The organism is Acidobacteriota bacterium (genome assembly GCA_018268895.1).
In the GTDB taxonomy this organism is placed as follows: domain Bacteria; phylum Acidobacteriota; class Terriglobia; order Terriglobales; family Acidobacteriaceae; genus Edaphobacter.
The window spans coordinates 1,410,548-1,434,324 of the sequence record JAFDVP010000001.1 but is presented as its reverse complement, the minus strand read 5'-3'; the positions used below and the strand labels follow the sequence as shown (position 1 = coordinate 1,434,324).

At 54.3% G+C, this 23,777-nt stretch carries 10 protein-coding genes; 9 read left to right on the top strand and 1 reads right to left on the bottom strand.

The genetic code is table 11. From position 1 onward, the window contains the following. The first annotated feature begins 15 nt into the window (after positions 1-15). The 4 genes from purH (at position 16) to JSS95_06115 (ending at position 5,800) form a co-directional block, all read left to right on the top strand. Complete coding sequence (purH, locus tag JSS95_06130) at positions 16-1,635, top strand: bifunctional phosphoribosylaminoimidazolecarboxamide formyltransferase/IMP cyclohydrolase (GenBank protein ID MBS1799387.1); 1,620 nt, start codon at positions 16-18, stop codon at positions 1,633-1,635. Between the two features lie 150 nt (positions 1,636-1,785). Then, positions 1,786-3,879: a tetratricopeptide repeat protein gene (locus JSS95_06125; protein MBS1799386.1), complete on the top strand. Its 2,094-nt coding sequence runs from the start codon at positions 1,786-1,788 to the stop codon at positions 3,877-3,879. Between the two features lie 94 nt (positions 3,880-3,973). Then, positions 3,974-5,116 (top strand): dNTP triphosphohydrolase, encoded by a 1,143-nt coding sequence (dgt, locus tag JSS95_06120; protein ID MBS1799385.1) that lies wholly within the window; start codon positions 3,974-3,976, stop codon positions 5,114-5,116. A gap of 57 nt (positions 5,117-5,173) precedes the next feature. After that, complete coding sequence (locus tag JSS95_06115; GenBank protein ID MBS1799384.1) at positions 5,174-5,800, top strand: DUF4126 domain-containing protein; 627 nt, start codon at positions 5,174-5,176, stop codon at positions 5,798-5,800. 91 nt (positions 5,801-5,891) lie between these two features. On the opposite strand, the gene JSS95_06110 is transcribed toward JSS95_06115, so the two are convergent. Continuing rightward, positions 5,892-8,744, bottom strand: a complete 2,853-nt coding sequence (locus JSS95_06110) for a TonB-dependent receptor (protein MBS1799383.1) — start codon at positions 8,742-8,744, stop codon at positions 5,892-5,894. Positions 8,745-9,434: 690 nt separating this feature from the next. On the opposite strand from JSS95_06110, the gene JSS95_06105 reads away from it, so the two are divergent. From JSS95_06105 to JSS95_06085, 5 genes are all read left to right on the top strand, one after another. Continuing rightward, the gene (locus JSS95_06105; GenBank protein ID MBS1799382.1) at positions 9,435-12,626 is read left to right on the top strand and encodes an efflux RND transporter permease subunit; all 3,192 of its coding nucleotides are present in this window, start codon (positions 9,435-9,437) and stop codon (positions 12,624-12,626) included. After that, positions 12,623-13,870, top strand: coding sequence for an efflux RND transporter periplasmic adaptor subunit (locus JSS95_06100; protein ID MBS1799381.1), 1,248 nt, complete (start codon positions 12,623-12,625; stop codon positions 13,868-13,870). The genes JSS95_06105 and JSS95_06100 overlap by 4 nt, the downstream gene beginning before the upstream one ends. Further along, positions 13,867-15,354 (top strand): efflux transporter outer membrane subunit, encoded by a 1,488-nt coding sequence (locus JSS95_06095; protein MBS1799380.1) that lies wholly within the window; start codon positions 13,867-13,869, stop codon positions 15,352-15,354. The genes JSS95_06100 and JSS95_06095 overlap by 4 nt, the downstream gene beginning before the upstream one ends. A 954-nt stretch (positions 15,355-16,308) precedes the next feature. Next, positions 16,309-22,176, top strand: coding sequence for a hypothetical protein (locus tag JSS95_06090; GenBank protein ID MBS1799379.1), 5,868 nt, complete (start codon positions 16,309-16,311; stop codon positions 22,174-22,176). Positions 22,177-22,418: 242 nt separating this feature from the next. Continuing rightward, a complete protein-coding gene (locus tag JSS95_06085) occupies positions 22,419-23,777 on the top strand; it encodes an oligosaccharide flippase family protein (protein ID MBS1799378.1) in 1,359 nt (452 codons plus the stop codon).

Genomic DNA, 23,777 nt, shown 5'->3' with positions numbered 1-23,777 from the left:
ATAAAATATAAGGTAATGACCTCACATAGTGCTCCTGCCTCTGTCTCTGTCGATCTTCGTCCCGTTCGCCGTGCTCTTCTTTCTGTAACCGATAAGACCGGCATTGTTGAGTTCTCCCGCGCTCTGGCAGGGCATGGCGTGGAGCTGGTTTCGACCGGCGGAACCGCTAAGGCGCTGCGCGATGCTGGCCTGAATGTTAAGGACATCAGCGAGTTGACGGGCTTCCCGGAGATGCTCGACGGCCGCGTGAAGACGCTGCACCCGAAGGTGCACGGCGGGATTCTGCATATGCGCGGGAACGCCGAGCACGTCGCGGCGGTGCAGTCGCACGGCATCGAGCCGATCGACATGGTGGTAGTGAATCTGTACGCCTTTGAGAAGACTGCGCAAAAGCCCGGGGTGGCGTTTGCGGATGTAATTGAAAACATCGACATCGGTGGTCCGTCGATGGTTCGGTCAGCAGCGAAGAACTTTGAGGATGTTGCGATTGTGACTTCGGTGGCGGACTATACGGCGCTGGCCGAGGAGCTTGCGGCGAACAAGGGGAGCCTTAGCCGGTTGACGCGGTGGAGGCTGGCGAAGCAGGCGTTCGCGGTGACGGCGGCTTATGATTCCGGAATCGCTACTGCGCTTGAGAGTATCGAGGTGCCTTCAGGCGCGGCAGCGTTCGCTCAGGATGCCTTGCCGCAGACGGTGCGCATTATCGATCCGCTGGCCCAGACGTTGCGTTATGGAGAGAACCCGCACCAGAAGGCGGCCCTCTACGTCGACGGCAGCGGTAAGGGAGTTGCGGCAGCGGAACAGCTTCAGGGGAAGGAGCTGAGCTACAACAACCTGGTAGACCTGGATGCGTGCTGGGAACTGGTGAGCGAGTTTGATGCTGCGGCTGAGGCTGCGGTGGCAATTATCAAGCACACGAATCCGTGTGGGGCTTCGACGGGCGCGAATGTTCTGGAGGCTTATAAGCGTGCGCTTGAGGCAGATCCGGTGTCGGCGTTCGGCGGTGTGATCGGCGTGAATCGCGAGGTGGACGGGGCTGCAGCAGAAGAGATTGCCAAACTGTTTGTGGAGGCGATTGTTGCGCCTGGATTCACAAAGGAAGCGTTGGAGCGGTTTGCGGCGAAGAAGAACCTGCGGCTGGTGAAGATCGTTCCGGCAGAGACGCCCCGAGTAATTAAGCAGGTCTCTGGCGGGCTGCTGGTGCAGGACGCCGATCGGTTGCGCATTACCGAGGCTGAGTTGAAGGCGGTGACTGACCGCAAACCGACTCCCGAAGAGATGCGAGCGCTGCTGTTTGCGTGGAGGGTTTGCAAGCACGTGAAGTCGAATGCGATCGTTTATGCGCGGTATTCGGACGGACATGGCCAGACGGTGGGTATTGGCGCCGGGCAGATGAGCCGTGTTGATGCTGCACGGTTTGGCGCCATGAAGGCCGTTCTTCCGCTGGCCGGGACAGTAGCGGCTTCGGATGCGTTCTTTCCCTTTCCTGATGGTCTGGAGACGATTGCGGCTGCTGGTGCGACGGCGGTGATTCAGCCCGGCGGGTCGGTCAAGGATACCGATGTGATTGCTGCGGCAAACAGATTGGGCGTGGCAATGGTACTTACGGGGGTCCGCCATTTCCGGCACGGCTGAGGAAAAGCCGGATATAATCACGGCCAAGCCATCGATGGTTCTCCTATCTGGGCGGGTTTGAAGCCTATTGGGCCTCGGCATCGTCTAAATGGAAGGATTTTCTGCTGACCGGTGTCTTTTAAATCTCGGTGGCACAGGAAGTTATAGAAGATGACGTCAATTTTGCGTGCCTCCATGTTCCGGTTTATTCTTGCTGCGGCAATACTGGCTGCGGCGCAGATGTCGGCGCAGACATCGACCGGAACTGCTACATCTGCTCCATCTGCTCCCGGAACGATTGATCGCTCTTCGGCCTACTATCACTATGGCCTAGCTCATATGTATGAGGATATGGCGGTCAATGCCGGGCGTCCCGACTATGCGACCCAGGCAGTGGAGGAATACAAGCTGGCGCTGGACGCCGATCCGAATTCGACGCTTCTACAGAATGGCCTTGCGGAGTTGTACTTCAAGATTGGGCGCATCCGTGAAGCAGTAAGCTCGGCCCAGGACCAGGTAAAGAAGAACCCGAACGATGTGGCCGCGCACGAGTTGCTGGGAAAGATCTATCTGCGCTCGCTTGGCGATATGCAGAGCCAGCAGTCGTCGCAGATGCTGAAGCTCGCAATTGGGGAGTATGAAAAGCTGGCGGAGCTTAAGCCGAAGGATGTCGAGACCCGCCTGTTGCTGGGGCAGCTCTATGGCTTGAACCATGACTCGGCGAAGGCCGAGGAGGAGTTCAAAGCTGCACAAAAGATCGATGGCGGCTCTGAAGATGTCGTGCTGAATATGTACCGGCTCTATACGGAGCAGGGCGATTACACGCGCGCGGCAGAGATCCTGAAGTCGATTCCAGATGCCGATCGCAGCTCGAGGATCGATTTTGCACTCGGCGCGACGTATGACCTTCTGCGCAAGCCAAAAGATGCAATCGCCGCTTATCGCAGGGCCCTCGACGATGACCCGGATAACGTGGATATGGAGCGCGGACTGGCAAACGCGTTACTCACGGACGGCCAGCTTGACGAGGCTTTGAAGATATTCACGAGCATCGTCGTGGCAGAGCCTCAGGATGCTCAGTCGCAGATCAAGATTGCCGATATTCAGCGGCAGCAGGGGCATTACGATCAGGCACTTGCGACTTTGGAAAAGGCAAAGCCCCTGGCGCAGGATTCCGTGGAGTTGAACTATAACCAGGCGTTGGTTTACGACTCGCTGGGAAGATACGACGATGCAATCTCGACTCTGAAGACGCTGCTCGCCGGGACTTCTCACGCCGATGGAAAGTATACGGAACAGGAGAAAGGCAACCGCGCAATCTTCTTGGAACGTATGGGGATCGTCTATAAAGAGCAGAACAAGACTGCTGAAGCGGTGGGCGCCTATAAACAGATGGTCGCACTCGGGGGAGAGTTTGCAAAAAACGGCTATCAGGGAATGGTCGACTCTTACCGTGACGCGCATCAATGGAAGGAAGCTACGGCTGCCGCTGCCGAGGCTGCCGCAGCCATGCCGAAGGACGCCAGCGTGCAACTGATGTACGCTGGCCAACTGGCGGATACAGGCGGTGCCAAAGAGGGAATTGCTTTGGCGAAGACGCAGCTTTCAGCTTCAGGGAATGGGCCGAACGACCGCGAAGCACATCTTGCGCTGGGGAATATCTACATACGGTTGAAGCAGTGGGCAGATGCCAACACGGAGTTGACTGCTGCAGAGACACTCTCGGCCAAGCCGGAGGAGAAGCTGTACGTTTACTTCCTGCGTGGCACTTTGGCGGACCGGCAGAAGCAGTACGATTCAGCCGAGACGCAGTTCCGCAAAGCATTGGCGATCGATCCTCAGAACGCGACGATCCTCAACTACATGGGCTACATGTTTGCAGACCGTGGAGTTCGATTGAGCGAGGCGTTGACGATGATTCGCAAGGCCGTCGACCTTGATCCGCAGAACTACGCTTACCTGGATTCGCTGGGGTGGGCGTATTACAAGACGGGGCAGTATGCGCTTGCGGAAGAAAACATCCGCAAGGCGATTGAGCGCAACAACGGCGATCCGACGATCCACGATCATCTGGGCGAAATCTACGAGAAGACTGGAAAGCTGAAGCTCGCGGTCGCCCAGTGGGAGCGTTCGTTGACGGAGTATGCGAGATCGCTTCCTGCCGATGCCGATCCCGAGGATATCGCAAAGGTGCAGCACAAGCTGGATAACGCTCGTGTCAAGCTGTCGAAGCTGAACACAACCCAGGTGAAGCAGCAACAGTAAGCACCCGGTTCAGGCGCGCTGTCCCTGGGTGGGATGGCGCGCTTTTGTTGTTTTCGGGGCAATACGCGCGAATCCGATACACTCAGGTTTGATGATGAAAGAAACTCTACGTTGTTGCGCGGTTGTTGGGGACGCAGGGGATCCGCTGACGGCGCGCATTTACCCTGCTCCAGTGCGCTCTGGGCGGTCCGCTTTCCAGCGCGATCGCGAAAGAATTGTGCAGTCGCGCGCTTTCAGACGGCTGGCAGGGAAGACGCAGGTCTTTACCAGCCGATCGTCAGACCATTTTCGCAGCCGGCTTACTCACACAATCGAAGTCGCGGAGATTGCGCGGGCCGCGGCATCGTCCCTGGGGCTGAATGAGGACCTGGCCGAGACGCTGGCGCTGGTGCATGACATAGGACACCCTCCCTTTGGACATGCGGGTGAAAGAGCGCTGGACCGTTGTCTGAGGCGTCACGGACGGAGCTTCGACCATAATCTACATGCTTTGCGTATCGTTGAGCACTTTGAACAACGTTATGCTGCACACCGCGGATTGAATCTGACGCTTGGCGTTCGTGAAGGCATCATCAAGCACTCTCGCGACTACAAGGCAGAAGAGCATCCTGAGCTGGCGGACTACTTTCTTGGAGATCGCCCCCCGCTGGAGGCGCAACTGATCGATCTTGCAGATGAGATTGCTTACCTGACGGCAGACCTGGACGATGGGGTAGAGTCGGGGCTGCTCGAGATAGGCCACATCTGCGAAAGTGTAGCTATTCTTGGTCGCTGCTATCGCATGGTTGAGGCGCGTCATGCCAACGTTGAAGAGAAGTATCTCTTCCATGAGGCTCTGCAATTGATGCAAAACATTCTTACCGACGATCTTATTGAAGATACCAGGAAGAATGTAGAGGCGATTGGCGCGAAATCTCTTGAAGATGTTCGTATGCACGGATCGCGGCTGGCTACATTCTCTTCCCCGGTTGAATCGGAGCGCTTGCAGGAGAAACAATATCTTTATGACACGCTCTACACTTGTAACGAACTGGAACGGGAGCACCATAAGGCTGAAGAGGTCGTGACGGCGTTGTTCGACTTCTGGATTAACGATCCTCAGGAACTGCCGCCAAGCTACTTTGAAGAGATTGAAGAAGAAGGGCTGGCGCGGGTAGTTGCAGACTATATCGCAGGAATGACGGACAGCTTCATTCTTGAACAGTATGCACAGGTGAAGCGGGCTATACGACTGTAGGGATTCGGGACTCGTCAGTTCAAAGATTGCTGTATAGAGGGGTAGAATTCCACCACTATGAGCTTTTCGCCAGCCAACATTGGAGCTCTCGTCATCGCCGCAAGTTTTGCAGGCGGGTTGAATATCTATGCCACTGTGCTTACTCTCGGCATTCTGGCCCGCACGCAATGGGTTGCACTTCCTCCTGGATTGGATGGCCTTGGAAATACATGGGTGATTGTGACTTGCGCGCTGTTGTTCGCGATTGAGTTTGTGGCAGACAAGATTCCAGGTTTCGACATGATCTGGAATGGGTTGCAGACGGTAGTCCGCGTTCCAGTGGCGGGACTTGTCGCGTATCATGCCAGCTCGCAGCTTTCGCCGCAGATGCAGCTTTTGGCAACCGGACTTGGAGCGGCAATTGCACTTGCGGCGCACGGCTCAAAGACGGCTGTACGCGCCGCGGTGACGCCGAGCCCCGAACCTGTCTCCAACATCGCCTTGAGCTCGACAGAAGATGCCCTGGCGATTGGACTGACCTGGTTTGCGACTCATCATCCCATCGTCGCGGCCTCGATGGCCATTGTCCTGTTGCTTGCGGCATTTTTTGCGGCGCGTGCTCTGCTTCGTGCAATTCAGAAGCCGTTACGAAAGTTGTTTCGGCCCGACCTGGAAGAAGCAGCGGATACTAAGCCTCCTGCCTGAGTAAATTGAGATTCTGAAGTAATGGCTGACGCATACCGCCAGCTTTCATTGCGGTATGGTCAGCCATTCGTGACATCGTGCGTGTACCCAACTAGAAGCTCAAACGCAAGGCAAGCTGGATCTGTCGAGGATCGCCAACTGCCGTTGCTCGTCCGAAGGAAGAAGATGGCGCTGTTGGGTAGATGCCGGTCCCAAAGGTGCCATTAGGAATGAGGTCATTGCGATGATTAAGGGCATTGAATGCCTCGGCGATGCCTTCAAGATTGATATGTTCGCCAAGGTGAAACGTCCGGCTTAGCCGTGTGTTGAGCGTGAACGAGTCAAATCCGGTGCCGGAATTCCGAGCAATGACGGTGCCTGGAAGAAGTTGTGCGCACGATAGTACATCTGGAACGCATGGGCGCATGGTTGTTCCCTGAACGCTGTTGGCTCCAGTCGTGATGTTGAAGGGTAGCGCCGAGTAGTACTGCAGGATTCCGCTGAGGAGGAATCCGTTGCGGAGTTTGGCCCAGGCACTCGCAGGAGAGCCCATGGATGTATGGACGACTCCTGAAAAAACGACGCGATGGCGCTGGTCATCATCGGAGCGTCCCCGGTCCTGCGAGATGTTGAAGTTGTTGATCGGGGAGCTGAAAAAAAACTCGCCAACGTCATCGATGGCTTTCGACCACGTATACGCAATGCGATAACTTCCCCAATGCGACGGTCTCTGGACAAGGGAGACGGACAGACCATCGTAGGAAGAGTCGGCGGCACCTCGATACTGTTTGTTGTTGCCATAGGTTGAATCAAGCCTGCAGCCGTTATTGTTGCCGCTGGCGACGCATGTCGGTGTGTTCTGATTTATCGATGCAATCAGCCTGAGGCCACGAACATGCTGGTAGCTGATGCTGAGAGAGCTTGTGTTGGTGAGCTGTTGCTCAACCTGAAGCGAAGCCTGGTGAGAATAGGCGTTTTGCATGTGCGGATCCATCGTGGTGAAGTTTACGAGGACACCAGAGGGAAGAGACGCAGCCGTGTTGGGAAAGGTAGGAGCTCCCGCCTGTGTTGGTGAAAGGTTGACGGTAACAAAGGTCGAAGCATTGATGTTGGTTGTATTGCTGCTGGATTGCAACGCGTTGGAAAGAGCGCGTAGAGGAACGCGATCGTAGAAGAGGCCGTAACTCGCACGGATGAGTGTGTGGTTGCCTTGAAATGGAGACCATGCAAAACCGATTCGCGGCGAGACATTATTCGTGTCGGTGACGATGGCCTTGAGGAACTGGAGATCGTACCGCAGCCCTGCATTGAGTGTGAAGGTGTGAGACAGCTTCCACTCATCCTGTGCGTAAAAGCCAAGGTTGGCGTTGCCTTGTGTAACGGCGGGGTTACCAAACGACTGGGTGTAACCCAAAGCGTTGTAGGTGCCTGCCAGGAAATTGGCGAGCGATGAGAAGGAGTAGCTTCCACGCGCGGATTGCGGAAAAGTAATCTTCAGGTCATTGTAGAGAAAATCGCCTCCTGCGCGTAGTGAGTGCGCGCCGGCCTGGCGTGAGATGTTGTTGACTGCTTCGTAGAGGTTGTTGAGGCGGCCTTGCGGGGAACTGGAGAGCGTGCCGAAGGATGCCACGCCTGAGATGCTCACGGCTGGACCGGTCGGATCGTTTGGTGGAGCAGTAAGCGAGCTGTGGATGAACTGTCCGCGAGTCTCGTTTACTGTATTTGACGAAAGAGTGATGATGTTGCTGACTGCAATGGTGTGATCGGTATCGTGAAGCGCTGCGGCGCCGCTGGTTGCGCTTAGGGCCCCTGCTCCTCGTGAGTTGTTGCTGTCCACCGTATAGAGGTTGTAGTGGATATTGAGCTCGTCACGCGGGTTGAATTGATGATCCAGTCTCGCGAAAACATTGTTGGTGCGGACGGGGTTTGGATAGATTCCAGTTGCAATCTGTGGTCCCGCGTAGTTTACCGCCTTCAATCGCGCATTGATGAGATTGGCGTTCGTCGGAGTCACTGTTACGAGTCCATTCTGGTTGAGCTGTTTTCGCTCGAAATTAGCGTAGAGAAAAGTTTGCTTGTGAATAATCGGACCGCCGATGCCAGCACCGTACTGAGCCTGCGTGAGTGGCAGTGTGCTTTGCGATAGCGCATTGGTCGCGTTGAATCGCTGATTGCGCAGGAAGCCGTAAAGATTGCCGTGCCATTCATCGGTCCCGCTGCGAGTGACCATGTTGGCATAGCCTCCGAGCGCTCTACCAAACTCAGCTTGTCCGCCCGACGTCACAATCTGGAACTCGCTCACAGTATCGAGGCTATAGAAAATTCCAGTCAGGCCTGCGGCATCGTCGTTTGCGGAAAGGCCATCGACAACGTAGTTATTTGAAAAATTGCGTTGACTGTTGATGGAGTAGCCTTGGCCTGGAACCCCCGATGTCTCGGCAAAAAGCTGGGTGCTAGCAGTGTTCGTTGGTGAGACGCCGGGAGTAAGAAGCGCAAGATCAAGAAAATTGCGTCCCAGCAACGAGAGATTCTGTACCTCATTGCGAGAGATGGTTTCAGCGATCTCGCTTCGGTTGGTCTCAACAATAGGGGGCGCTCCGCTGACCTCGACCGAAGTCTGCGCAGTTGAAATGCTAAGCGCAATAAGAAGCTGAAAGTCGGCCCCCACTGTTAGATTGACTTCCCGCTGAGCCGACGCGAATCCACTCTGCGCAACGGAGATGCGATAAGAACCGATTGCGAGATACGGAAAGCGAAATCGTCCCTCGGAATCCGTTGCAACGATGTGAGTGAGGTTGGTGGCAAGTTGTGTCGCTGTAACTTCAGCGCCTGCGACGCTACGGCTTTGCGGATCAAGCACGCGCCCGCCGAGTGTCGCATTGTTGATGGTTTGTTGAGCGTGAATGCAGATGTGCGGCGCTAGCACAATGGCTATCGCAATAGTGCCGAGTCCTGGGTATTTCAAGGCTTCCTCGTATACGGCAATGCGGCTGACCCTTTGGGGTCAGATGTTCTTCCAGGCTCAATTGACCAGCCTGCACGGTAGATCACGGGGATGTGAGCCCGCATGACAACAGGTAAAGCTGTTGAGCGAAACGATTAGAGGGAAGTCGATGAAGAAGGTGGTCCGCGATCATGCGTCGCGCTGCCGATACTAGAAGAACCCGATGCGGATAAATCAAAGGACGAAGCTTCCAGCTCAGGATGAGCATGAAGAAGAAGGGCGGAAGCGATTATCGCCGTATCGCCATGAAATACCGAGACAGCAGCGGCTGGATATGAGGGGCAACGTCCGCGGATTGCCTCTATGTGCGTCGCAGTTGAACTGCCCGCATCCGCAGGCATCATGGCAGAGCAGTGATGCGCTCCATTGCGCCTGCAGCAGGCTGGCAGCGATGCGTCTTGTCCTGCGGCAGCTACGACCAGCGGTGATACAAGGGGAAGACCCGGTATCAGCAGCAGGATGATGGCTAGCAAGCGGCGCATGACGCGATTTTAGCGCACAGCATACTGCAAACGTCTGACATGCGATACAAAATTTGCAATCAGAGTGATGCAAACCCAACGTACTGAACTGGATACATTATGTTTTGAGTCGAATAAAATAGGATAGTTACAGGGGAAAAACAAGGCATCACTCAGGATCGGGGCTTAGATGTGGATTGTTAAGGTAGCTCTCAACCGGCCGTATACCTTTATCGTGCTTGCGCTGTTGATTCTAATCGCAGCGCCGGTCGTGATTCTGCGCACTCCGACGGACATCTTTCCAAACATCGACATCCCGGTAATCTCGATCGGTTGGCAGTATACGGGCTTGAACCCAGAAGAGCTTGAAGGGCGTTTGACGACGCCTTATGAGAAAGCTCTGACGACGCTAGTCGACAACATACAACACATCGAGTCGACTACTTATAATGGCGTCGCGGTGGTGAAGATTTTTTTGCAGCCTGGCGCTTCGCTCGATACAGCGAATGCACAGGTGACGGCGGCGTCGCAGTATCTTCTGCGCCAGTTGCCTCCAGGAGTCCTGCCGCCGGAGATTATCAACTTCTCCGCCTCCAGCGTTCCTATTCTGCAGCTAGGCGTATCGGGGCAGGGGCTTTCCGAGTCGCAGTTGAACGACTACTCGACGAACTTCATTCGGCCTCAGTTGATTACGGTAAACGGTTCCATGCTTCCACTGCCCTACGGAGGCAGACAACGACAGATCAATATAACGATGGATCAGGCAGCGATGCAGTCGAAGGGAATTGCTCCTGGTGACCTGCTGAATGCCGTTGCACAGCAGAATGTCGTCATGCCTTCGGGGACGATCAAAATCGGACAGTCCGAATATGATGTGCGGACAAATGGAACTCCTCGGACGGTCGAAGAGTTGGCCAATATACCGCTGAAGCAGGTCAACGGCACGACGATTTATCTTCGCGATGTTGCCAGCGTCAATGATGGGTTTCAGGTACAGACAAATGTTGTGCGACAGGACGGGCATCGCGGCGTTCTTATATCCGTCCTGAAGAATGGGAATGCGTCCACGCTTGATGTTGTAAGCGGAATCCGGAAGATTCTTCCGCGAGTGTCGTCGACAGTGCCGCCGGAATTGAAGATAACGCCTCTCTCCGATCAAAGCATCTTCGTGCGAGGTGCTGTCGAAGGAGTAATTCGCGAGGCGATTGTTGCGGCTGCGTTGACCGCTGCGATGATCCTGATCTTTCTCGGCAGTTGGCGCTCGACAGTTATTATCGCCATTTCAATCCCACTTTCCATCCTTACCTCAGTCATTGTTCTCAGCCTGATGGGCGAGACGATCAATACGATGACGCTGGGAGGTCTGGCGCTGGCGGTCGGCATTCTGGTGGATGATGCCACTGTGACCATTGAGAACATCGAACGATTTCTGGAAGATGGCTTTCCTCTGCGCGAAGCAATTCTTGAGGGAGCAGCCCAGATCTCTGTTCCGGCGCTGGTCTCGACTCTCTGCATTTGTATTGTTTTTCTTCCAATGTTCTTTCTTGGCGGCGTGGCACGCTATCTATTTGTGCCATTGGCCGAAGCAGTCGTCTTCGCCATGCTTGCCAGCTACATTCTGAGCCGTACCCTGGTTCCAACTCTTGCAATGTACTTACTGCGGGAACATGGTCATGGGGCGTCTGGTACAGGATTCTTCGCGCGCTTTCAGCATGGCTTTGAGAGAAGTTTTGAGCGGATGAGGGCTGGCTATCACAGCCTTCTGCAGAGACTGGTGCTTCGTCGTCGCGTCTTCGTCCCAATTTTCATTGCGCTCTGTACGGGCGCGTTTATCCTCGCACCTTTCCTGGGAGAGGATTTCTTTCCCGACACGGACAGCGGTCAGTTCGTTCTTCATGTAAGAGGAGTATCCGGGCTTAGGATCGAAGAGACGGCGCGCCTATTCGACCTGGTCGAGGAGGAGATACGGAAGGAGATCCCTTCATCCGAGATTGACAACATCCTGGACAACATCGGGCTGCCGTATAGCACCATGAATACGCAGCACCTTACTAACGGGTCGATTAACCCCGCAGATGGCGATATCTTTGTCACGCTCAAAGAAGGTCATCATCCCACGGCGAAGTACGTGAGTGATCTGCGGCGCGAACTCCCGCGTAAGTTTCCGAACGCAACCTTCTATACGCTGCCTGCCGATATCACGACGCAAATCCTGAACTTCGGCGTGCCGGCACCAATCGATATACAGATAGAAGGAAATGATGTGGACACAAGCAAGGTCCAGGCCGACAAGATACTTGCTCAGCTACGGAATGTTCCCGGGCTCACGGACCTCAGGATTCAGCAGCCGTTCGATTATCCAACACTGCAACTTACTATCGACCGCACGAAGGCGGCGCAGGGAGGTTACACCCAGCGCGACGTAGCAACCAGCGTACTGAACTCTCTTAGCGGGAGTATGCAGGTGACGCCGATGTTTTTCCTGAACTGGAAGAACCATGTCAATTACTTCATCGTTGCACAGACTCCACAATACAAGATGGGCTCCATGCAGGACCTCGGGAATATCCCGATCAATCGGACGACAAGTGGTGTACCGCTTACTGGTACGGGAACGCCTGAGATATTGAGCGATCTCGCCTCAGTACATCGGGGAACAGAGATGGCTACGGTCAACCACTACAACATTCGCCGAGTTCTGGATATCTACGGCAATGTTCAGGGAAGAGATCTCGGCGCCATCAGCCGTCAGGTAGAGAAGATACTGGAGAACGACAAAAAAACTCTTCCCAGGGGAACCTTTATTTCATTGAAGGGTCAGGTCGAGACGATGCGCACTTCGTATATTGGGCTGTTAGGCGGCCTGGTCTTCTCGATAGCCCTTGTGTATCTACTGATCGTCGTGAACTTTCAGAGCTGGGTCGATCCCTTCATCATTATCACTGCGCTACCTGCGGCTCTTGCCGGTATCGTACTGTTTCTCTTTCTGACGCGTACGGCACTATCAGTCCCGGCGTTAATGGGAGCCATCATGTGTATGGGCGTCGCAACAGCAAACAGCATTCTGGTTATATCGTTCGCGAAGAGCCAATTGGAGCACCATGGCGACGCCGTTCAGGCTGCTATTGAGGCTGGCACAACTCGCTTTCGACCTGTGATTATGACGGCACTAGCCATGATTATCGGTATGGTTCCGATGGCGTTGGGTCTTGGCGATGGCGGAGAGCAGAATGCTCCGTTAGGACGCGCGGTCATCGGGGGGCTCTTATGCGCAACTGTTGCCACGCTGGTATTTGTTCCCAGCGTATTTGCACTGATCCACGGAAGAAATCGAGACAAGGGCGTCATTACCGCGAAATATCCAGTTGAGGAGCACGCATGACCGCTGGCAACGAAGAGCATCAATCCGGGAAAACCTTGAGCGGGAGCGAAGAGACTGTTCACGCCAATCCGGCCCAGACTCATACCGGGGTTGTGACGCCGGGTTCTGGCAAAGGTAAGGTTCTGCTTATTCTGTTCGCAATTGCTTTGCTGTTTGCCATTGCTTATGGACTGCGTATTCGATCGGTTGCCGAGAAGAAGCTGGAGCGTGCAACGGAAGAATCGGCCATTATGAGCGTTCGCGTAGTTCGCCCAACTGTCGGCTCTGCATCGCAGGACCTGGTTCTGCCTGGAAATGTGCAGGCATTTACCGAAACGCCGATCTATTCGCGTACGAACGGATACCTGAAGAAGTGGTATTTCGACATAGGCTCTCATGTTCGCAGGGGGCAGTTGCTCGCAGAGATTGAGACTCCTGAAGTCGACCAGCAGCTTCAGCAATCCCGTGCTGAACTCGAGAGGATACAGGCCAACATGGAGCTGGCCGGAGTTACCAGTAGCCGTTGGCAAAGTCTGCTCGCTAAACACGCGGTCTCTCAACAGGAAGCAGACCAGGCTCGCAGTAACTATATTGCAGCGCAGGCGGCAGTCGATGCGAGCAAGGCCAATGTCCGAAGGCTGGAGCAACTTCAGAGCTATGAGAGGATCGTTGCTCCTTTCGACGGAATCATAACGGCGCGCAATACCGATATAGGAGATCTGATTCAGGCAGGTTCCGGCTCCAATAGCCCGCGAGAACTGTTTCATCTCGCCGCTGTCGGAAAACTGAGAGTCTATGTTGCGGTGCCCGAGGTTTATGCAGATTCGATTCGTGATGGCGACAATGCGTACGTGACGCAGGATTCTAGTCCTGAATTGAAGATTTCAGGAAAGATCGTGCGAAATGCCAACGCGATCGATCATGCTACGCGCACACTCAATGTCGAAGTCGACATCGACAATTCCAAGAATCTTCTGCGCCCGGGGGCGTATGTCTTCGTTCACTTTGGATTACCTGCGGAAATGGATACGGTAACAGTTCCATCAAACACACTACTCTTCCGCTCAGAAGGTTTACGAGTGGGAGTTGTCCGTAACAACCATGTTGACCTGGTTCCAGTGACGATCGGCCATGACTACGGAAATACTCTTGAGGTCGTCTCCGGATTAACTCCCTCGGACAAAATCGTTCTTGATCCGTCTGACTCACTGACAAGTGGAATGGAAGTCAGATCGGAAGATGTGGCAGCGAAAGGGAAGCCATGAAGGAAAGATTCTGGCAGCCCGTGGGGAAACGATTGATAGCAATATTGACGATTCCCTTAATTTCTGCGATCGCTGGATGCCGCGTTGGCCCACAGTATGCTCGTCCTGCGGCGCCAACTGCCCCCGAGTTCAAAGAACCTCTGCCTGAAAATTTCAAAGATTCTGGCTGGAAGAGGGCTCAGCCAAACGATTCGCAGTTGAAAGGGGACTGGTGGACTCTTTTTAACGATGCGCGGTTGAACGATTTGGAAGCCGAGATTGAGCCGGCAAACCAGACGTTGAAACAGGCCGAGGCGAACTTCCGTGCGGCTCGTGCGGCAATTCACTTCTATCGCGCATCCAAAGCGCCAACGGTAGCCACTGTCCCGAGCATTGGTGTAGTTCGGAATTCTGTGAATCAACCGTATTTCAATCGCTCGCTTGCGATTGATGGGGCTGGTGATTTCACTCTTCCCTTCGATTTGAACTATGAGATCGATCTTTGGGGAAGGGTGCGCCGCAGCATTACTCAGGCTACGGAGACTGCCCAGGCATCTGCTGCCGATCTGGAGTCGGCTAAACTTTCACTGCATGCAGAGCTGGCCATCGACTACTTCAATCTGCGGTCTGCCGATGCTCAACGGAAGCTGCTCGACGATACCGTTCTGGCATACAAAAACGCCCTAAAGTTGACGGAGGACCGCTACGACGGAGGAGCTGCGCCGTTGTCAGACGTCACGCAGGCCCGCACGCTACTCCAGACAGCACAGGTTCAAGCGACTGACGTTGATATACAACGCGCAGACTATGAACATGCAATTGCAGTGCTGGTTGGCAAAGCTCCCAGTGAACTCTCGTTATCGAAGGCACCTGTTACCGTAGACACACCAGTACTCCCCGCAATACCGGGGATGTTGCCATCCGCTCTCTTAGAGCGACGGCCAGATATTGCCGCGGAAGAACGCCGTATGGCTGCTGCAAATGAGCAGATCGGTATTGCGAAGGCCGCCTTTTACCCAACGTTGTCACTTTCTGCCGTGGCGGGGTTCACTGGCACGTCTGTCATCAATTGGTTTACATGGCCGAGCCGCTTCTTCGCCGTAGGTCCGGGGCTGTCTCAGACCTTGTTCGACCACGGACGTCGCAGAGCGACATCGGATATTGCTTTGGCACAATACGACTCCACTGTCGCTGAATACCGCCAGACCACATTCACGGCCTTCCAGCAGGTCGAGGACAATCTGAACACATTGCGCCGGCTCGAGGTGGAAGCCGACCAGCAACGTCTTGCAACTTCTGCCGCACAGCAATCTCTCGATCTTTTCAATACCCGCTACGAAGGCGGCGTCGATACCTATCTGCAGGTCATTACCTGGCAGACGGCTTTATTGCAGAATGAGCGCAACGACATCGACATCACGCGGCGCCGGTTGGAGGCCAGTGTTCTGCTGGTTAAGGCATTAGGTGGCGGCTGGAATTCGAGCCAGCTTCCCCAACATCCTTGATCTTCAGAGAATAGACACGCTGCGGGAATGTTGTGACATATTTCTGCCATTTTTTTAGTCAGATGGATGGTTATGGAGTAAGAATTGCGCTTCGTCGGGGAAAAAGTTCTTCGCGAATGTCTCCATTGTTTGTGGAAATCATCAGGCCACGCAGTGCAAATATCTGCACGAGACAGTCTTAGCTGATTTGGCATTGAGATTGCACAGATAGTTAACAGTTTCTCAAATCTATTATTTTTGAGCACCCCCTCGCCTGCGTGGAAAGTTCCTGCGGGAATTTGCGGTCAATTATTTTTCTGACTTATTCACACTAACTTTCCAATACACGTTTTTTTTCGATAGCAAAACGGCCAATCTAAGTTGTACGAAATGCAAAGCTTTCCATTTTGCTTTCCGTTCCCACTTTCGTGGGATGGTTCAGCGATATCTCGGACTCTACAGTTGGTGCCAAGAGCAACGTCTGGAACACTGTCTTGATTTTGCAGTTCTGTAAGCGATGCTTCATTGGTCCTTGGTGAACCAAACCCGAGAGGTAATAAGCGATGATGGAACCGGCCAGCCACACAGTCACTGCATCAGGCGAAGCAAACGGCACAAGAAATTGTTATGGAGTTGTGAATCGTACGGATTCAACCGAGTTGATTCGGCAACTTTCAGATGTTGTTGACGGCTTTGCACGCCTCTCTGTCCCACAGGAAAACCTCGGATCTTGCACCAGTAACGGTAGCGGCTGGTCCCTTCTGGATCATGCCCACAAGTTGCTGTCGGTCACCGGAGCTCTAAGAGAAACTCCGGAACGGGTCTTGTCCCAGTAAGTCGTTCCCACAGCCCCTGGTTGCTCTTTCCAGCAGATGACCTCTATAGCCCGAGGTGTATCTCCAACGCCATTTGTCGAACAAAAGCGAGTTTCTGGTGATCAAAACTACCTCCCCCCGTACTAAATTCAGCCGATTTGTGCTCCTTGCAGCAGGTGTTTCTTCCATCTTTATTGCAGGTTGCGGAAGCGGTGTGCTTGGCACTGCAGCAGATTCCCTGGAGATGCAGGGAAGCGTACAAGGTGGACTGCAGCCAGTCTCTGGTGCTGCGATTCGATTCTTCGCGGCGAGCACAAAGGGCAGCAACACCTCTGCGACGCAAATGTCGACTGCGAAGATTTCGACCAGCGTCAGCGGCGCATTTTCGTTGCCATCGAATTTCAAGTGCATCAACGGTTCGGACCAGATCTATGTGGTTGCGACCGGGGGCAATCCTGGTGGCGGAAGTAACAGCAGCCTCGCGCTGATGTCGGATATTGGCACCTGTAGCAAGCTGACTTCGAAGACCCGTATCTATATCAATGAGGTGACAACGATTGCTTCAGTCTATGCGCTGGCGCAATTCATGAACCCCAACACCTTTGATGTGGCGTCGAGCAGCGGCGATGCCGCGACGGTTGCAGCCGCTTATTCAGCGGCTGGCACGCTTGCGAATTTGACCACCGGAGACGCGAACTCTTCAAGCCCTGTCTACAAAAAGTTGAATTCGCTGGCAGACTCACTTGCAACCTGCGTCAATTCCGCTACAAATTCGAAGGCTTGCAGTGCCTTCTTCGCGGCTGCGACCACGACGGGTTCGTCTGCTCCGGCAAATACGATTGCGGCAATTCTGAACATTGCTCTTCATCCGACGAACAATGTCGATGCGATCTACAACCTGGCGTCGGTGCTGCCATTCCAGCCCACGCTCTCCGCTTCGCCTGTGGACTGGACATTATTTGGTGCAACGGCTGGAGCAATCATTGCGACCGTTGATCCTGTAGTTAGCTGGTCGACGCCTGCTGCTGTTGTATACGGAACTCAGCTTTCAGCCGCGCAGTTGAATGCAACGGCTTCAGTGCCCGGAACGTTTACCTACACTCCTGCAGTCGGCACCGTGCTTTCCGCTGGCTTGAATACGCTGACCGTAAACTTCACGCCTAGTGACACCTCTCGTTACAACAGCAAGTCGGCATCGGCAACCCTTGTGGTGAACAAGGCAACACCAGCCGTCAATTGGACACCATCTTCAATTAGTGCAGGCACTGCGCTTTCATCCGCGCAGTTGAATGCGACTGCCAGCACTGTGGGAAGCTTCGCATACACTCCCTCGGCAGGAACGGTGCTTTCTGCGGGCACGACCAATCTTTCGGCCGTATTTACACCGAAGGACTCCGGGAACTATACAAATGCGTCGAAATCCGTAAGCGTTAAGGTTGGGCAGGGACAGCAGCAGACCCCAACGATCACATGGCATACCCCTGCGCCGATTAGTTATGGAACAGCCCTTTCGACGGCACAGTTGAATGCAGTCGCCTCAGTCCCGGGCACCTTCAGTTACAGCCCCGCGCTTGGAGCCGTGCCCACCGCCGGTAACGATACTTTGAGCGTAACGTTTACCCCCACAGACACCACGACCTATTCGACGGCAACTGCAACCGTTACCCTGGTTGTGAATAAGGGGAGCAGTGCAATCACGTGGGCAACTCCTGCGCCGATCGTCTATGGCACGGCCCTCTCTGCATCGCAGTTGAATGCGAGCGCCTCAATTCCTGGCACTTTCACATACAGTCCGGCGGCGGGAGCCATACCCGCGGCGGGCACCGATACGCTGAGCGTGACGTTTACTCCAAACGACACGGCGACCTACTCCACTTCAATAGCGACAGTAAGTCTTCAGGTCAATAAAGCAACTCCTGTGATTAGCTGGGCGACTCCAGCAGCAATTGCATATGGCACGGCTCTATCGTCCACGCAGTTGAATGCAACTGCTCCGATTGCTGGTAGCTTTACTTACACTCCCGCTGCGGGAACGACTTTAAGCGCCGGTAACCAAACCCTGTCCGTAACCTTTGCGCCGTCGGACACGAGTAATTACATCAATGCAACGCAGTCGGTCACACTCAAGGTAAATGGCGGAGCATCGCAAGTCACCTGGGCAACCCCGAATGCAATCACCTATGGCACGGCCCTCTCTTCTACACAATTGAATGCAACGGCCTCCATTCCAGGCGCCTTCAGCTACAGCCCAGCTTCGGGGACTGTTCTCGATGCGGGAACCCGGGCGCTCTCTGTAACGTTTACGCCAAATGACAGCTCTTATGCGACGCAGACCTCGACCGTGAATCTCATCGTCAACAAGGCGACGCCGGTCATTACCTGGGCAAACCCAGCATCCATTGCTTATGGGACGACACTGTCCACGACCCAGCTCAACGCGACATCCTCTGTCCCCGGAAACTTTGCCTATACACCTGCGGCGGGAAGTACCCCCGCTACGGGAACAAGCACACTGAGCGCGCTGTTCACGCCGACCGACTCAGCAAATTACAACAGCACGACCAAGACCGTGAGCCTCACGGTTGGCAACGGGTCGGCATCGATCAGTTGGCCAAACCCGGCGGCGATTACCTATGGCACGGCCCTATCGGCAACGCAGTTGAATGCAAGCGCGTCAGTCCCGGGAAGCTTCACCTATAGCCCGGCAATCGGCACTGTTCTGACCGCTGGAACACAGACATTGTCTGCTACCTTCACTCCGACCGACACCGCCAACTACTCGACGCAGACGGTCTCCGACAGCCTTGTCGTGAATAAGGCGACGCCGGTCGTTACCTGGGCAACTCCGTCGGCAATTGCAAACGGCACAGCATTGTCGTCAACACAGTTGAACGCAACGGCGTCTGTGCCCGGATCGTTTGTGTACAGCCCTGCAGGGGGAACAGTCCTTCCGGCGGGCACCAGCACACTCAACGCGACGTTTACTCCCACCGATACGACCAACTACGCGACACGGACTGCTACAGTCAGCCTGGTAGTAAGCGGTAGCTCGGGTACGACAACACCCACAGTCAACTGGTCAAATCCTGTAGCGATTACCTACGGTACGGCTTTATCGTCAACGCAGTTGAATGCGACGGCGTCAGTTCCAGGAGCATTCAGCTATAGCCCTGCGGCAGGAACTGTTCTTGCCGCAGGCACACGGACATTGTCGGTGACCTTCACTCCAACCGACACGACATACTCGCCGATTACGGCAAGCGTAACGGTGGTCGTCAATAAGGCAAACCCAACCATTACCTGGGCAACTCCTGCTGCGATCAGCTATGGCACGGCGCTCTCGTCGTCGCAGTTGAACGCTACAGCCTCAGTACCTGGAACGCTGACGTACAGCCCCGCCTTGGGCACCGTGCTTGGGACGGGAACCACCACGCTGAGCGTTAGCTTCAACCCGACCGATGCTTCGTATGCAACGGCAACGGCCACGGTTGCATTGGTGGTGAACAAGCTCGTACCCACCGTCACCTGGGCAACGCCTGCGGCAATTGCCAGCGGCACGGCTCTTTCGGCCACGCAGTTGAACGCAACGGCATCGGTTCCCGGATCGTTTGTCTACAGCCCCGCACTGGGGACGATCCTCTCCGGTGGGACAAACACCCTCAACGTCACATTCACGCCAACGGATACGGCTCACTACAGTACGGCGACAGCTTCTGTTTCGCTCAGCGTGACGGGAGGATCTTCTTCGTCGGTGACGAACATTGCCATTGGTACAACGGTTGTGCAGACTGGGATGAAGCGTCTCGGGATGAACATATCCGGACAGTCATATTACGATTCGGGTCAGATGCTTCGTAACCTCGTCTTCAGGAACCCGGGTTTTGAAGGGGAGCTTTGGCAGACGATTCTGAAGTGCGCCGCCGTTACTGCGACAAGCTGCACTGATACTAATACGTGGGCTCAGTGGCCTGCTAACTTCGTGCAGGGTGCTTCTTACGAATTCATCTATGGCGGGGCATCAGGTCAAACTGGTACCGTAACTAGCAGCACGGCCGCGACGTCATCTCAGGGAGTGACGATTAACTTTGCTCAAGGTAGCAAGACGCCAAAGGTAGGCGACTTTGTCGTCGTGAAGATGTCAGTTCCTGGCAATCCGCAGGCTGGTTGGTGGTCCAGTGTTTCGGGTGGCGCTACATTGTCGCCTGAGTACAGCGACCTTTCGCCCAATACCGTAGGCAAGCAGGCTTTGCGCGTTACCGCGGCCGGGTCGGGACAATCGGCCGACATCAGCTCATATTTCGATTCGTACGCCGGCCGTTCATTCATACAGCTCAACGGCAATTACAAAGTCGCGTTCAGGGCGAAGGGCGCAGGTGGATCGAATCAACTGTCAGTTACATTCCAACGTCTGACTAGCAGTAGCAGCGGAGTTTTCCTTTCCCAAACGGTTTCTCTAGGATCGAGCTGGCAAGATTATTCCTATACCGTTTCGGCCAATGAAACAGGAAATGCCATCGGTACGGTAAAGCTTGCGTTCGATGTGGCCGGAGCCAACGTTCTTCTCGACGACGTGAGTATCACTCCCGTTGCAGTTTCAAGTGGCAATTTGTCTCCATTCCGCGATGAAGTTGTCAACACATTGAAGGACCTTCATCCCGGTGTCCTCCGCTATTGGGACAGCGAGACCAGCGGTTCAACGATCGACAATCTCATTGCCCCTGCGTTTGCACGTCAGAGAGCCGGATTCAGTATGCAAACCAACGTGGCAGAAGATGTCACTCTGGGCCTTCATGAATTTCTTCAGTTGTGCCAGACGGTAGGCGCAGAACCATATTTCGATATGCCAGCTGGTATGTCGCCTACAGAGGCGAAAAACCTGGTTGAGTACCTTGGCGGTGATTCCTCAACTCCTTATGGTGCGAAGCGCGCAGCTCTCGGACAGGCTGCACCGTGGACTTCCGTCTTCCCGGTCATTCATCTTGAACTTGGAAACGAACAGTGGAACTCAGCCGTCTTTCACGGTGAAGCGATCGATGATCCTGTTGCCTACGGCCAGCGAGCTGCTGCTGTATATGCTGGCGCCAAAGCATCCTCGGGATACAACGCTTCGAGCTTCAACCTTGTACTCGGGAGCTGGGCAGGGGTTCCGTGGTGGACGCAACAGGAGGCTGCAAACAGCGCGAACTTCGACTCTGTTTCGGTTGCACCGTATATCTTCGATTCGCTGAACGATACTTCGTCGAATGAAGCGATCTTTGGACCGATGCTGGCTCAACCTGAAATGATCGACAGCGTTTCGACCGGTTACATGTATCAGCAAGCGCAGGCTGCAAAAGCAGCAGGGACGAAGCTTGTGATCTATGAAGTCAATCTTGGCGCGCAGACAGGCACTGCAGACCAAGCTACGGTAAACGCCGTTATGGGATCGGTAGCGGGTGGATTGGCTGTTGCAGAGCATATGTTGCTGATGGCCCGTGATCTTGGCATCACAACCCAGAATCTCTTTGCATTACCTGGATACAACAATATGTTCACCAATACTGCATCCGGCGGGTCGGAGTCCGTGCCGTTGTTCGGATCAGTAATTGATATGGGCGGTCAAACCAACTTGCGACGTCCGAACTTCCTGGCGGAGCAGCTGGCCAATACGGCTATTATGCCCACAATTCTTGCGACGACGCTTTCGGGGGCGAATCCGACCTGGAACCAGGCGCTTAGCTCAAATGACTCGATTCAGTTGAACGGTGCTCATGAGATTCAGACCTTCGCATTTACCGATGGCGGTAACAATCGAAGTGTCATTATGTTCAACCTGAGCCGTACAACTGCTCGTCCGGTAACGTTCTCCGGCGCCAACATACCTACGGGCACGGTGAATGTCGGACAGCTGACATCTGCTAACTTGACTGACAACAACGAAACATCGGGGAACGTCAAGATTACCAATTCAACATTGTCCAACTTCCAGCCTTCAACGTCTTATTCGCTGCCACCGTTTTCTATGACAGTTTTCACCTGGCAGCAATAAAACCAAATCGATTGGGAGGAGAGGGGCTGGGATCGGAAGTTGGATTGATCCCGGCCCCATCTCCATTTAAGGGGTCTGTTTAAGGCCGGCGGTTAGGACGGAAGTGCTATTTCCCGGAAAACGACCAGGGTATAGCTTCAAGAGATCGAGAAAACCATGTCATCCATGGAACCGATTATGCGGGGCTAAGCGCCTTCGGTACACTCAGATAAACTCCTGACGCCAGAGGGTATGAAACAACCGTGGGTTTAGAAACCGTGACTACAGAATCGTCCGTCGCACTTCGCGCACTGGAAAAAAAGGCGATACGGGCCTCTGTCTGGTCCATCCTGGAGTACGGATCAAACATGGGGCTGCGCATTGTCAGCAGCCTGGTTCTCACGCGTCTTTTAGCACCGGCGTACTTCGGCGAAATTACGCTCGTCATGACCCTGATCGTAGGGATCAATCTCCTCTCTGATTTTGGGCTTGCCCCCAGTGTGATCCAGTCTCCACAAGGTGACGATCCGGATTTTCTCAACACTGCATGGACCATCCAGGTACTTCGGGGAATCGGACTTTGGCTGATTGCTATCGTGATCACTTTGCCGATGGCTATTTTTTACCATGACCCGCAGCTCAAACTGCTGCTCCCAATACTTGCTTTAAGTACGTTGATCAGCAGTTTCAACAGCACAAATCTATTGACCCTTTCGCGGCATCTGGGGGTACGCCGACTCTTCGCTATCGATGGAAGTACAGCAGTTGTGTCATTGGTCGTGACGATCATCTGGGCTTATTTCTGGCCTTCAGTCTGGGCAATAGTTGCCGGTCAGATTGTCTCGACGACCTTCCGTCTGATTGTGAGCCATATTCCTGCACTCACACCCGGTATTCGCAATACATTTTGCTGGGACAAAAAGTCGCTCCACAGTATCGTGCACTTCGGGAAATGGATATTGGTTGGAACTGCCTTCTTCTTCTTTGCGTCGCAGGCCGATCGGCTGATATTAGGTCGATTGATTAGCCTTACGTTGCTGGGCGTATATGGCCTTGCCTATCAACTGTCCGACGTCCCACGGCAAATCATTCTTGCTTTGGGCGGAAGAGTGGCCTATCCGTTTATCTCTAAGCTCATCCATATGACGATGGAAGAGTTCAGGGCAAAGTACCTCTACTACCGGTTTTATACGCTGCTCCTTGGATCTGTGCTGCTTAGCCTGATGGTCGTTTGGGGGAATCTGATCATTTTGCTTCTTTACGATCGCCGCTATCATCAGGCGGCATGGATGATTCCCATCCTTGCCGTGGGATTATGGCATACGCTGCTCTATCAGACGACGGCCCCAGTGTTATTCGCTCTCGGAAAACCGAGATATAACGCTATAGGCAACGCAGGATATTGCATTGCAATGTTGGTTGGTCTTCCACTCGCATTCCATTTCTGGGGAATGACAGGAGCAGTCATCGCGGTTGCAGCGGGAGACCTGCCGCTCTACCTGGTTGTACAGACAGGTGCCACTCGCGAAGGAGTGAAACCGCTGCGTCAGGACCTGCAGATGACAGGCATCTTTATTGCTGTTTTGGGCGGTTGTTTCTTCATTCGGCACTTTTTCTCATAG